The following is a 12391-nucleotide window of genomic DNA, read 5'->3' as shown; positions in this document are numbered from 1 at the left end:
GGGTCACACCCGCGTCTCGTGGTGGTGGACGGTGTAGCGCTGCAGGCGCACATCCGGTGCCCAAAAATCAGGCGCCAGGCCGGCCTTGCGCTTGAGCGCGCTCAGGAAACCGGCGGGCTCGGGCAACTGCTCCCACACCTGGGGCAGGAAGGTGCCCTGGTGGCCGCGCCAGCTCAGCACCACGCCGTCCACGCCGGGGCGCAGTGCGGCGGCCGCCTCGGCCTCGGTCATGCCGCCGGGCGGGGCCTCGATGTCCGCCAGCGGCCCCAGCAGCGACACCTCCACCGCCATGCCGGCCCATTCGTGGCGCTGCAGCGGGCCGAAGCGCGGGTCGCGGAAGGCGGCGGCGCGGGCGTTGGAATCCAGCTGCGCGCGCAGCGTGCCCTCCGGCTCCAGCCGGCCGATGCAGCCGCGCAGCTGGCCGTCGGCCGTGTGCAAGGTGACAAAGCAGGCGCCGGGCTGGTCGAGCGCGGGGTGGGGCGGCTCGTCCACCAGCGGCTCGCCGAGCGCGGCGGCGATGGCGTTGCGGGCCACGGCCAGCGCGGCACGTCCGAGGCTGGGCGAGCCGGCGGCGCCGTCGCTGTCGGCGGCGCGCTGCACCTCGTCGGCGCTGGCCTCCGCGGGGCCGTCCGGCGGCAGGTCGAAGGCCAGCGCGGCGTAGCCCACCACGCGGCGGCGGTCGCCGGCGGTGTCGCCGGAATTGCGCAGGTCCAGCAGGCGCGGGCGCAGCCCGTGGCGGCGGGCCACCGGCAGGGCACCGTTCAGGGCATGCGCCCCGCAGGCGTCGTGCGGGTCCAGCGTGGCGTCGCCCGCCAGCACACGCTCCACCGTGTCGCGGTCGTGCACGCGCGCGCTGTCGTAGGCCTCGAAGTGGGAGAGGTCGGTGCTCACGACGATGAGCGTCTCGTCCCCGCCCCACAGGCGCTCCAGCACCTCGCCCACCTCGTCCGGCGTGGCGTCGCCCACCACCAGCGGCACCAGGCGGAACTGCTCACCCAGCAGCTGCTGCAGGAAGGGCAGCTGCAGCTCCAGCGAGTGTTCCCACTCGTGGGCGCGGTCGCTGCGCACCACCTGCGGCAGGCCGGCCACCTGCGCCACGGCGTCGGTGTCGATGCGGATGGGGCCGAGCGGGGTGTCGAAGCGGGCCGCTGCGGGCACGGCCAGCCCGCGCACGGGCACCCGGTGGGCGGGGCCCAGCAGCACCACGCGGCGCAGGGCCGCGCGGCCCGCGGCCACCGCCAGGGTGGCGTAGGCGCTGCCGGCCACGGCGCCGGAGTAGACGGTGCCGGCATGCGGCACCACCAGCATCTTGGGCGGCCGGCCCGCGGGCCCCGGCGTGCTGGGGCGCGCCTCGGCGAAGCAGCGGGCGATCTCCTCGCGCAGCGCGGCGGGGTCGGCCGGGTAGAAGCTGCCGGCCACGGCGGCGGGGCGGGCAGGCGTCGAGGCGGATGTCAGGGCAGGAGAGGACATGAACCACAGACCTCCTGTGTCTGAGTGTGGGGCTGGGGGGAGGAAGTTCAACCGGCACGCCGCGCGCCCGTGTCGTCCCCCACTGCACCGGGCGCGTTGTGTGCCCAGGGCCATACTCGCCCACCTGCCCTGCCCGTGCCACCTGTCCACACCGTGCCGACTGCCTTGCCCCACCGCCTTGCCACCCGCGTCCTGCGCGCGCTGCGCCCCGCCGTCTGCCTGGCCGCCCTGGCCGCCCTGGGCGGCGCGGGTGTGGCGCAGGCGGCGCCCACAGCGGCGGACAAGGCCTTCTACCAGCGGGCCGCGGCCTGCGTGGCGGTGCTCGAAAAGGAAGCTGGCGACATGGCCGGCCGCTACCAGGCCGGCGAGCGCACGCTCAAGCCGGCGCTCGTGAAGCTCACGGAGCAGGGCTTCGCCTTCATCGGCCAGGCCTACCTGCGCGGCCTGCGGCAGGCCGAGGCCGACCGCATGCTCGACGAGGCCAAGGCGGCGCAGCGCAGCCTGCCGGCCGACGCCCGGGCGCAGCTGGTGGCGGCCTGCCGCAGCGAAGGCGCGCGCCTGTACGCGGACGCGAACGGGCTGGAACAGGCGCTGGTGAGCAACCGCGCGCGGGCCCGGGTGGACAAGCTGCTGGCCAAGCGCCGGCCGCCGGCGGGCACGTCGCCCGCCACGGCGGCGGCCAGCGCGCCCTGAGCCGGCGGCGGCCCTGGCGGCGGCGTGCCGGCGGCCGGCGCGCTCAGCGCTGCACGAACACCACCGCCGTGCGGGGCGGCACCCACACCTGGCCGGTGGCCGGGTCGAGCCGGGCCTGCTCGGCGGCGCGGCGGTCCGCGGCGCCGGGTGCCTGGTGCACCGGATGCAGCTCGAAGCCGGGCTGCGCGAGCGCGGCGTCCGCCACGGTGTGGCCCACCTTGTCCACGTTGATGAAGTAGGCCAGGCGCTGGAAGCCGGCCCCGGCGTAACCGCGGCCGTCCAGCCAGGCGCCCAGCACGGTGGGCTCCTGCTGCGGCCCGGTGTTCACGAAGTGGAGCCGGGCGCGGATGTCCTCGGCCGTGCGAAGGCGCAGCAGCGTGCTGCTGGCGCGGATCCTCAGCAGGTCGCGGAAGGCGTCGCGTGTCCACGCGATGTCGCCCGGCTGCGGCTTGAGGCCCGGGTCGGCCAGGCGCGGGCGGGCCAGCGGCCACTCGTTGCCGTTGTCGCGCTGCAGCGGCAGGCCGACGCCGAAGTTGTTGTCGGTGTAGCCCCAGTCCAGCTTGTTGAACCAGTCGCCTGCGTCGTAGCTGTTGCGGTCCAGCGACTTGCTGCGCAGCGTGTCCACGCCGGCATGGAAGTAGGCCACGCCCTGCGAGAAGGTGGTGACGGCGGCGGCCAGCATCTGCACCCGGGCGCGGTCCTCGCGGGACGTGGCGAGCGGCAGCTTGTAGGCGCCCAGGTCGAACAGGGTGAGGTTGTCGTGGTTCTCCACGTAGTTCACCACCTCGGCCGGGTCCACCACGTAGCCGGCCGGCAGGCCGCCCACGTTCAGCTGCTCCAGCCGCAGCACCGCGCCCCAGTGGGTGTGCAGCGGGTAGCTGCGCAGGGAGCCGGCCAGGCCCGCCTTGACGATGTCGGCCTGCCACATCAGGTCGGTGCGCGTGGACGGGGCGGCCGACGTGTTGGGGTCGTAGTACAGGCCGTTCACATAGCCCTGGTGGGCCACCAGCGCGTTGCCGCTGTCGCAGCAGCCGCCGCCGCGCACGGCGTCGCGCAGGAAGGGGTTGAAGGTGCCGATGCCCGAGCCGTTCAGCGACAGCATGTCGGCCTGCACGAAGCGCGCGCCGTTGGCCACCTCGCCGAAGTTCCAGCCCTCGCCCAGCAGCTGCACGTCGCGGCCGGTGGCGGCCTTCACGCGCGCCTTGAGCTCCTCCATCACCGCACGCGGCTGGTGCCCCATGAGGTCGAAGCGGAAGGAGCTGATGCGGTAGTCGCGCGCCCAGGTGAGGACCGAGTCGATCATCAGCCGCGCCATCATGCGGTGCTCGGTGGCGGTGTTCTCGCAGCAGGTCGAGCGCTCCACGTCCCCCACCGCGTTCAGCCGGTGGTAGTAGCCGGGCACCACCTTGTCCAGCACCGAGTGGTCGTTCAGGCCGGAGGCGGTGGTGTGGTTGTAGACCACGTCCATGCCCACGCGCAGGCCGGCCGCGTTCAGCGCCTGCACCATGCGCCGGAACTCGCGCACGCGGGTGAAGCCGTTGGCCACCGAGCTGGCGTACGAGCCTTCGGGTGCGGTGAAGTGCCAGGGGTCGTAGCCCCAGTTGAAGCAGTCGGTGGACTGGGTGGCGGCCACGGTGGCCTGCTGGCTCTCGCTGTCCGGCGCGCCGCCGGGCTGCGGCGTGACGCAGCCCTTCTCCGGCACGCTGGCCAGGTCGAACACGGGCAGCAGGTGCACGTCCGTCAGGCCGGCGTCGGCCAGGGCGCGCAGGTGCCGCATGCCGGCCGACTGGCCGTGCGTGAAGGCCAGGTAGGTGCCGCGGTGGGCGGCCGGCACGGTGGCGTCGCGGGCCGAGAAGTCGCGCACGTGCAGCTCGTAGATGCCCATGTCGGGCGAGGCGGCCACGGTGGCCGGCGGTGCGCCGGCGTCCCAGCCGGCCGGCTTGACCCGCGCCGAGTCCAGGTCCACCACCTGGCTGCGCCGGCTGTTGCCGGACAGGCTGAGGGAATAGGGGTCGGTGACCAGGTGGCGCACCACGCCGACACCGCGCACGAAGACCCGCACGCCGAAGCGGTAGTAGGCCCCGGCGTGGTCGCCGGGCAGGCTGAGCTGCCAGATGCCGGTCGCGGCGTCGCGCTGCATGGGCAGGGTGTCCGTGGCGGGATCGGCGCCGTTCGGGTAGAGGGACAGGGCGACCTGCTGCGCGGTGGGCGCCCACAGGCGGAAGGTGGTCTGGCCGTCGCGCACGGTGGCGCCGAGCGCCGGGGCGTCGTAGGCGGCGGCATAGAGCGCGTCCAGCACGCCCGGCAGCTGCGCGGTGGTGGCGTGCTGCACGCGGCCGGCGGCGTCCTCCTGCACCAGCACCAGCTGGCCGGTCAGCAGGGCGGGCAGCCCGGCGCGGTCGGCCGCGCGCACGGCGAACACGCCGCCGGCGGCCACCCACTTGAAGCGTTCGGCCACCTCGGGCGGCACGGCGCCGGTGTGCAGGTCCAGCGTGACCGCACCGTCGGCGCCGCGCACGGGCTGGTCGCGCTCGATCACGATCTGGCCGCGTGCGGAGTGGTACAGCTTCACGGGCAGGCCACCGCCCACGCGCGGCCACTGGATCAGCTCGGCGTTGAGCCAGAACGCGCGTGCATCGGTGGAGGACACCTGCCGCAGGTCGGGGGGCGCGGTGTAGACCTGCGCATCGTCCTCCACCAGCCAGACCTCCCCGACCTGCTGGCGCACCGTGAGGGCGGCATAGGGCACGCGGATGTTGTCGCTGCGGCCGTCCTTGTCGTTCTGGTTCGGCGGCATGCCATGGATGATGAATTCCAGCGCCGTGCGGTTCGCGTCGTCCTTCGGGTTGAGCACGGGGATGTCGAACACGATCTCGCCGCTGCCGGCGGCGTGGCCGGGCATCTGGGCGAAGGGCACCGGCGCGTTCCAGTCGTCGATGGCCACGCCCGGCAGGCGGGCGCTGTCCAGGCCGCTGCCCTGCCACAGGTGCAGGCCCCAGGCGGCGTAGTCGCCGGCGAAGCGCTGGTAGTGCACACGCACCGTGGTGAGGTCGGGCGGGCCGGCGTCGAAGGGGTTGCGCAGGTAGGTGACCGGGTCGCCCTCGATGCGCCAGATCGTGTTCTGCACGCCCGGGGTCAGCGTGTGCGCCTGGTCTGCGCCGCCGTGGTCCTTGGTGTCGCCGCGATGGAAGAGGTAGCCCACCGTGCCGCTGTCGGCGGCCAGCGGCACCTCGTAGATGGCGCCGAAGCTGTCGCTGCCGCTGGGGTTCCAGCCCGCGTTCCAGCCGGGGTCCTGGCCGGCGCCCCAGGTATGGATCTGCCAGCCGTCGTAGTCGCCGGCGGCGCGGTGGTAATGGACCGTCAGCCCGGTGTCGGCGGTCCGGGCGGACGGGCCGCGCCCGACCGGCACGGGAATGAGCACGGCGGGCGACTCGGCGTGGGCGGCGGCCAGGTCCAGGTCGTCGGCCGGCGGTTCGGCGCCACCGCAGCCGGCCAGGCCGGCCCCCAGTGCCAGTGCCAGTGCCAGGGGCAGCGCCATCGCTGCCACCAGCCGGTGCACCCAATGGCGCACCTGTTGCACCGCCCCCGCCCTCTGCGCTGCCGCCATGTCCGTTCCTTCCGGCCGTGCCTCGGCCTGGGCGGCGATGCTAGTGAAGGAAAACTACATCGCGTGTCGGGGCAAACCCGGGACGTCTGCCCACGGAATAGGGGGAAAGGCGGTGCGCGGTGTAGTGGTACTACTTCGCCTACTTAGCTTGGGCGGCGCTGGTGTGAGCGGAATGCCGGCCGTAAGTGAGGAGATGCGCCGCGCCGACCGCCATCGGGATCAGGCCCCAGGCGGCGGCCTCCAGGCTGCGGTTGAGGAACAGCGCCACGCCGATGGCCAGGCCGACCAGCAGCCACATCAGGCCTCGGCGCAGGTCGTCGCCGGGCGTGCGGCAGCGCTCATCCCGCTGGCCCGCCAGCAGCGCCTCCGGCAGCGGGGGCACCTCCATGCCGCGCTCGATCGCCAGCATGCGCTCCTTGTGGTGCAGCTCGAAGATGTCGCGCTTCTTCCGGTAGTCGATCCACAGGGCCAGCATGCCGATGCCCACGCCCATCACAATGGCGACGATGGGGATGAGGAAGGGCATGATGTGCTTGAGGCTGGTTCCGAAGTCCATGGTGTCTCCTGGGGGTGGCGAGGGGTGATGCGCTTGGTACCCGCGCCGCACCGCGCAGGTTTCAGCCGGCGCGCTGAAACCTTTTCCCGCGGGCCCGGGTATCAAGCGCGATGCTGCTCGACACCCGTGCCGCCCCCCCGACCGCCGCGCCCACGCCCGTGAGCGACGCGGCACGGCGGGACGACGACCTGGTGGCCCATCTCGCCGCGGGCCGCCCGGACACGGCGTTCGACCTGCTGGTGGCACGCTACGCCGCCAAGGTGCACCGGTTGTGCCTGGCGCTGCTGCGCGAGCCCGCCCGGGCGGAGGACGCCGCGCAGGACTGCCTGCTGCGCGCGTGGCGGGGCCTTGCGGGCTACCGCCCCGCCGCCGGGGCGGTGTCCACCTGGCTGTACGCGCTCACCCGGCACCACTGCCTGAACCTGCTGGAGCGTGCCCCGCCGCCCGCCGCCTCGCTGAGCGACGAGGCAGTGGCCGACGTGGTGGCCGGCCTCGCGGCGCCCGAGCACGGCGGCCCCGCAGCCGATGGGCAGGCCTTGCTGCGCCGGTGGGTGGACGCCTTGCCGGCCGCCCAGCGCAGTGCCCTCACGCTCTATTACTACGAGGACCGTGCCGTGAACGAGGTGGCCGCCATGCTGGGCATGCCGGAGGCCACGGTGAAGACGCACCTGCACCGCGGGCGCGCGCGCTTGCGGCAGCAGCTCGCGGACGCCGGGCTGGCCGACCCGGCGCTGTGGCTGTGAGCCGAAGGAACATGACATGACGCATCCGATGGACCCCCCCGCACCGGACGGCCGGGCCGAGCCCCGCGGCCGCACCCTGGACACTGCCGACGAGAGGCAGTCGGCCGACCCCGTGCTGGACGCGGCCCTGGCCCGGGTGCTGGTGCCACCGGGGCTGCCGCCTGGCTTCGAGCGCCGCCTGCACGAGCGCGTGGCGGCCGCCGCCGGAGCGGCGCACGGGGTGCCTGCGGGCCCGGCCGGCCTGCGGGCCGAGGTGGCCGCCGCGGTGGCGCAGGCGCGTGCCGAGCACGAGCGCCAGCTGGCCGCGCTGCGGGCGGGACACGTCCGGCTGCAGCGCCACACGCTGGCCGTGGTGGTGGCCACCGCCTTCACGGCCGGCGTGCTGGCCGCGTGGGCGCTGCCGTGGGCGCGGGCCGAGCTCGGCCTGGACCTGGGGCTGCTCGTGCCGGGCCTGGCCCTGGCCGTGGGCATGGTGTCCGGCGCGGTGGCCTGGGTGGACCGCCTGGGCTGGCCGTCCTGGGCGGCGCTGCGGCCGCTGCGGCGTTTCCTGAGCCGCTGAGTCGGGCATCCACCGCCGCGGGAACTATTCCGGCCCCTGGCGCCCAGGTGGGGCATGCTGCCTTTCGTGCCCTGGACCCTGCGCCCCCGCCGCCGTGACCCGCGCCGCACGGACGATGCGGAGCGCGCCGGGCGCGACTGGCTGGCGTCCGTCTACCACGCCGAGGCCGACGGCGTGTACCGCTACGCACTGGCCCTGTGCGGCGACCCGGCCCTGTCGGCCGACGTGACGCAGGAGGCGTTCGTCGCGCTGGCGCAGGCGCCCGACCGCTTCGATCCGGCGCGGGGCAGCCTCGGCGCCTACCTCGCGGGCATGGCACGCCACGGGCTGCTGGCCGCCTGGCGCCACCGCGACCGCCACGCCGCCTGGCCCACCGACACCGAGGGCGAGGACCTGCCCCTGGCCGAGCTGGGCGGCGACGATGCCGCGCCGCACGGCGACCCGGGCCACGAGCATCGCCTGATCACCGCACAGTCGCTCGATGCGCTGTGGGCGGCGCTGCGCGCGCTGCCGTGGCCCTTCCGCGAGGCGGTGGTGCTGGTGGACCTGCAGGAGCGGCCCTACGCCGAGGCAGCCCGCATCGCGGGCATCGAGCTGAACACCTTGCGCACCCGCCTGCACCGCGGCCGTGCCCGTCTGGCCGAGGCCCTCGGCGCCCCGGCCCCTCTCACCCGATCCCCGTCATGACCCGCTCCCCCCACCCCCCCCACTCCCCGCGCGACCCGACCCTGGCGGACGCCCTCGCCCGCCTGCGGACGGACCTGGCCCGGCACCCCGCGCCCCCGCTGCGGTGGCCGGCGCACCTGCCTGTGGAGGCGCCCGAGCCGGCCCGCGCGCCGGCGCCGGTGGGTGCCGGGCAGGCGGCCGCCCCGGCCGGCCGGCCGGGTGGCGCCACCGGCTGGCCCGCCTGGGTCGCGGCCACGGTGCTGCTGCTGGGCTGCGCCTGGGTGCTCTGGACCGTTCCCGCGGCCGGACCCGGCCGGCCGGCGGCAGGGGGGGACGCCGGGCTGGTGGGCACCGGTCCGGCGGCGCGGCCGCAGGCGGCCGGCACGGGCTTCGTGCCCGTGGCCTCGCCCGAGCGCCTGGCACAGCTGTGGCAGGACGGGGCGAACACCGCCCCGGCGTGGGTGGTGCGCACGGAACTGCCGCGCGAGCGCCTGGCCGCGCTGGGCCTGCCCTACGACCCGGCGCGCGCCGCCGAGCCCGTGGCCGCCGAGCTGCTGATGCACCCCGCCGGCGACGTGCTGGCCGTCCGGCTGACCGCCGATTGACCTCTCATCCCCCTGGACCTGGAGACCCCCATGACCTGCCCTTCCCGACATGCCGCCCTGCGCCCGGCGGCCCCCCGCGTCGCACGCGCCGCCTGCGCCGCCAGCCTGCTGGTTGCCGCGGGCGCCGCCTGCGCCAGCCCGGCCGCGGCGCCGGAGCCCTTCAGCATCTCGTTCGACGAGGTGGGCGTCGAGATGGCGATGGCCGAGATGGGCAACGAGCGGGTGGTCAAGGGGGCGCCCTACTGCGCCGATGCGGTGCACGAGACGGTGCAGACCCTGGCCGACGGCAACCGCATCGTGCGGCGGCAGCAGTCGCGCCTGTGCCGGGACGGCGAGGGCCGCACGCGCCAGGAGATCGAGCGGGCCGGCCGGCAGCTGGTCTGGCTGCGCGACCCGGTGTCCCGGCAGGTGTGGTTGCTCGACCCGGCGCGCAAGACGGCCCGGCGCCTGGGCGAGGGGGCGCACGGCCACTGGTTCAACGGGTCGGCCCTCTCGGCCGACGATGCCGAGGCCTGGCGTGCCTTCGCCGAACGCGTGCGCGAGCAGGCCCGCGGGGCCGCCGAACAGGGGCGGACCGCGGCGGAACAGGCCCGGGCCGCCGGGGACCAGGCGCGCGCGGCGGCCGAGCAGGCCCGCCTGCACGGCGCGGCCGCCCCGGTGGTCATCACCCGGCAGGGCGGCGAGGGCAAGGCGACGGAGATCCACGTGCTGCGGCTGGGCGACGCAGGCCCGGTGCCGGTGCCGCCCGCCCCCCCAGCGCCGCCGACGCCCCGCGTGGCGCCGGTGCCGCCCGCGCCGCCGGTGCCGCCAGTGCCGCCGCTGGTGCAATGGCAGGCACAGCAGTGGGCGCCCCGCGGGCCCGGCGTGGTGGCCGCGCTGGGCAGCAAGGACATGGAGGGGGTACGCGTCCAGGGCGAGCGCACCACCTGGACCATCGAGGCGGGCAAGGTCGGCAACGAGAAGCCGATCCAGATCACCCGCGAGGTGTGGACCTCGCCCGAGCTGCTGCTGACGGTGCAGTCGCGGGACATGGACCCGCGCCGCGGCGAGACGGTGTACCGCCTGGCGCACCTGAAGCGCGGCGAGCCGGATGCCGGGCTGATGAAGGTGCCGTCGGACTACCGCACCGACGCGGCGCCGCGCGCGCCCGCCGCTCCGGCCGCCCCGCCGGCGCCCACGGGCTGAGCCGGCCGCTGCCCGGCCTCAGCCGCGGCCGGGCAGCGGGCGTTCGCCGTAGAGCTGTTCAGCGCGGTTGAGCAGGATCCAGCTCGTCAGGATGTACTTGTCGTCCGAGGTGGGCGTGCAGCCGCGGTGCGTGTGGGTGAAGTAGGCGGGCGCGATGACCATGCGCCCTGCCTTGGGCTGGATGGCCCGCTGCTGGTAGTAGAACTCGGTCTGCCCGCCCTCGGCCACGTCGTTCAGGTAGAACATGAACAGCAAGGTGCGGTGCAGCGCCTCGTGGCGGCCGGCCTCGGGGAAGACCTCGCAGTGCCAGTAGTTGTAGTTCCCCACGCCGCGGTCGTACTTCTGGGCCTGGATGTCGCCCACGCGGTACAGCGCCTTCATGAGGTCGCCGGCGCGCGGCGCGGCGACTTCCTCGTAGTTCTCGTGGGTCACCGCCACCGGCTGGCCGGTCTGCGGGTGGGCCAGGGTGAGCGCCATCGGCGCGATGAGCGCGAAGTGGTATTCGCGGAAGTAGGCCTCGGCGCCGCGCGTGGTGGCCTTCAGGATGTGGGCCAGGTCCTCGCGGTAGTCGGGGTGGCGGTTCAGGTGGAGGTCGGTGCTGACCTTCTTGCTGCGGTCCACCCCGCCGCCCGTGGCGCCCGGCACCTTGTGCCGGCTCGCCTCGAAGCGCCGGATGAAGCCGGCGCAGAAATCGGCATCCAGGGCGTCGTCGTAGACGCCGATGAAATCAGGCGACATGCGGCAGGCGGATCACGGCGCCACCACGGCCGCGGCCGCCACCGCCGACGCCGCATCCAGCAGGCCGCCGCCACAGCCGGCGCGGCACTTCAGCGGCGACATGGGACGCGCGCTGCTCTTGATCACGGTCTTGACCCGGTCGGGGCTCATGTCGGGGTGGCGCGACAGCATCAGCGCGATGGCGCCCGACACGTGCGGGGCCGCCATGGACGTGCCCTGCATGTAGGCCAGGTTGTCCAGCAGGGGGCGGCGGGTGCCGGTGTTGTACAGCGACAGCACGCCGTCCTCGGACGAGCGGCGCATGTCGCCACCGGGCGCCACCACCGTGATGCCCTTGCCATGGTTGGAGTAGTAGGCCAGCCGGCCCTGGCGGTCGCTCGCGGCCACGGCGATGACGCCCCGGCAGCCGGCCGGGCTGACGCGCGAGACGTCGGTGCCGCTGTTGCCGGCGGCGGCCACGACCACCACGCCGCGCTCGCGCACCACGTCCAGTGCGGCCTGGAACGTGCGGCTGCAGGCGGCCACCGTGCCCAGGGACAGGTTGATGACCTGGGCGGGATGGGCGTTTACCGGGGCGCCGGCCACCGGCAGGCCCGCGGCCCACAGCAGGCCGTCGATGATGTCGGAGGTGCGGCCGCCGCAGCGCCCCGCCACCCGCACGGGCAGGATGCTGGCGCGCGGCGCCACGCCGGTCACGCCGAGCTGGTTGTTGGCGTCCGCGGCGATGGTGCCGGCCACGTGGGTGCCGTGCCAGCTGCTGTCGTCGCCGGTGACGCTGCCGGCGCCGCACTGGCCGGGGGTGTGCCAGTTGCCCTCGTCCCAGGCCAGGCCGTCGCGGCCGTTGCCGTCGCGCGCCAGCGTGGCGCTGGACACGAAGTCGTGGCCGGGCAGCAGGTTGGCCATCAGGTCGATGTGGGGGCGCACGCCGGTGTCCACCACCGCCACCACCACCCCCTGGCCCTTGGACATCACCCAGGCCTCGGGCAGGTTGATGCCGCCGGCCGACTCGGTGTAGTTCCACTGCGCGCCGACGTGCTTGTCGTTGGACAGGCCCAGGGGCACCATGACCACGTCCGGCTCGACGTAGTCGATGCGGTCGTCCAGGCGGGCGATCTCCAGCGCCAGCTGGCGCGCCACGGCATCGGGCAGCGCCTTGCTGAGCTCGAGCACGTCGCCGCCCTGCGCCATGCGGCGCAGCTGGCGCAGCGTGACGCCATAGCGGGCGGCCACGGTGCGGGCCTTGGCCAGCAGTTCGGGGTCGAGCTGGTCCTTCTTGGCGAGAGAGACGATCACGCCGGTGCTGAAGGCGGGCATGATGTTCTTGGTGCCCTTCTTGGCGGTGCCGGCGTCGGCGCAGAGCGGGCCCATTGCCAAGGCGACGGCCAGGCCGGCCAGCGCCAGCGGGCGGGGAATCGACATCGTCATCTCTCGAACTCCAGACTTGTGGCCAAGGCGGTCACGCCCGACTCTCCCGGCACGGTGGCGCCAGGGCGGGACGCTCCCGCAAGGAGCGGCTTCACCATGCTAGGCGCGCTGCCCCGTGCATTTCTCAAGCTTCGTCACTCTCGC

The 12391-nt window shown here is 74.8% G+C and carries 11 protein-coding genes; 6 read left to right on the top strand and 5 right to left on the bottom strand.

The window, feature by feature from the left end; genetic code table 11:
• Positions 1 to 3: 3 nt before the first annotated feature.
• Positions 4 to 1470, bottom strand: coding sequence for an AmmeMemoRadiSam system protein B (amrB, locus tag ACE3UN_RS12470; protein WP_374675279.1), 1467 nt, complete (start codon positions 1468 to 1470; stop codon positions 4 to 6).
• Positions 1471 to 1635: 165 nt separating this feature from the next.
• On the opposite strand from amrB, the gene ACE3UN_RS12465 reads away from it, so the two are divergent.
• The gene (locus ACE3UN_RS12465) at positions 1636 to 2163 is read left to right on the top strand and encodes a hypothetical protein (protein ID WP_374675278.1); all 528 of its coding nucleotides are present in this window, start codon (positions 1636 to 1638) and stop codon (positions 2161 to 2163) included.
• Between the two features lie 43 nt (positions 2164 to 2206).
• Here ACE3UN_RS12465 and ACE3UN_RS12460 read toward each other — a convergent pair whose 3' ends face one another.
• Positions 2207 to 5770: an alpha-1,6-glucosidase domain-containing protein gene (locus tag ACE3UN_RS12460; protein WP_374675277.1), complete on the bottom strand. Its 3564-nt coding sequence runs from the start codon at positions 5768 to 5770 to the stop codon at positions 2207 to 2209.
• A 139-nt stretch (positions 5771 to 5909) separates the two neighbouring features.
• Positions 5910 to 6326 carry a DUF6249 domain-containing protein gene (locus ACE3UN_RS12455; RefSeq protein WP_374675276.1) on the bottom strand — a complete coding sequence of 139 codons (417 nt, stop codon included), beginning with the start codon at positions 6324 to 6326 and terminating at the stop codon, positions 5910 to 5912.
• 110 nt (positions 6327 to 6436) lie between these two features.
• On the opposite strand from ACE3UN_RS12455, the gene ACE3UN_RS12450 reads away from it, so the two are divergent.
• The 5 genes from ACE3UN_RS12450 to ACE3UN_RS12430 are packed head-to-tail and all read left to right on the top strand — an operon-like array spanning position 6437 to position 10084.
• Positions 6437 to 7069 carry an RNA polymerase sigma factor gene (locus tag ACE3UN_RS12450; RefSeq protein WP_374675275.1) on the top strand — a complete coding sequence of 211 codons (633 nt, stop codon included), beginning with the start codon at positions 6437 to 6439 and terminating at the stop codon, positions 7067 to 7069.
• Between the two features lie 16 nt (positions 7070 to 7085).
• The gene (locus ACE3UN_RS12445; RefSeq protein ID WP_374675274.1) at positions 7086 to 7628 is read left to right on the top strand and encodes a hypothetical protein; all 543 of its coding nucleotides are present in this window, start codon (positions 7086 to 7088) and stop codon (positions 7626 to 7628) included.
• Positions 7629 to 7682: 54 nt separating this feature from the next.
• On the top strand, positions 7683 to 8315 hold the full coding sequence (locus ACE3UN_RS12440) for an RNA polymerase sigma factor (RefSeq protein ID WP_374675273.1): 633 nt from the start codon (positions 7683 to 7685) through the stop codon (positions 8313 to 8315).
• Positions 8312 to 8899, top strand: coding sequence for a hypothetical protein (locus ACE3UN_RS12435; protein WP_374675272.1), 588 nt, complete (start codon positions 8312 to 8314; stop codon positions 8897 to 8899). The genes ACE3UN_RS12440 and ACE3UN_RS12435 overlap by 4 nt, the downstream gene beginning before the upstream one ends.
• Before the next feature lie 30 nt (positions 8900 to 8929).
• Positions 8930 to 10084 carry a hypothetical protein gene (locus ACE3UN_RS12430; RefSeq protein ID WP_374675271.1) on the top strand — a complete coding sequence of 385 codons (1155 nt, stop codon included), beginning with the start codon at positions 8930 to 8932 and terminating at the stop codon, positions 10082 to 10084.
• A gap of 18 nt (positions 10085 to 10102) precedes the next feature.
• Here the strand turns inward: ACE3UN_RS12430 and ACE3UN_RS12425 are convergent, their stop codons facing one another.
• Both ACE3UN_RS12425 and ACE3UN_RS12420 read right to left on the bottom strand, forming a co-directional pair.
• Positions 10103 to 10822 carry a 2OG-Fe(II) oxygenase gene (locus tag ACE3UN_RS12425; protein WP_374675270.1) on the bottom strand — a complete coding sequence of 240 codons (720 nt, stop codon included), beginning with the start codon at positions 10820 to 10822 and terminating at the stop codon, positions 10103 to 10105.
• Positions 10823 to 10834: 12 nt separating this feature from the next.
• Positions 10835 to 12241, bottom strand: coding sequence for a S8 family peptidase (locus tag ACE3UN_RS12420; protein ID WP_374675269.1), 1407 nt, complete (start codon positions 12239 to 12241; stop codon positions 10835 to 10837).
• Positions 12242 to 12391: the final 150 nt, after the last annotated feature.

The sequence above is a fragment of the Ideonella sp. genome, from assembly GCF_041918995.1.
Taxonomy (GTDB): domain Bacteria; phylum Pseudomonadota; class Gammaproteobacteria; order Burkholderiales; family Burkholderiaceae_C; genus Ideonella.
The sequence above is the reverse complement of the archived record's forward strand: the minus strand, read 5'-3'. Positions and strand labels throughout refer to the sequence as shown.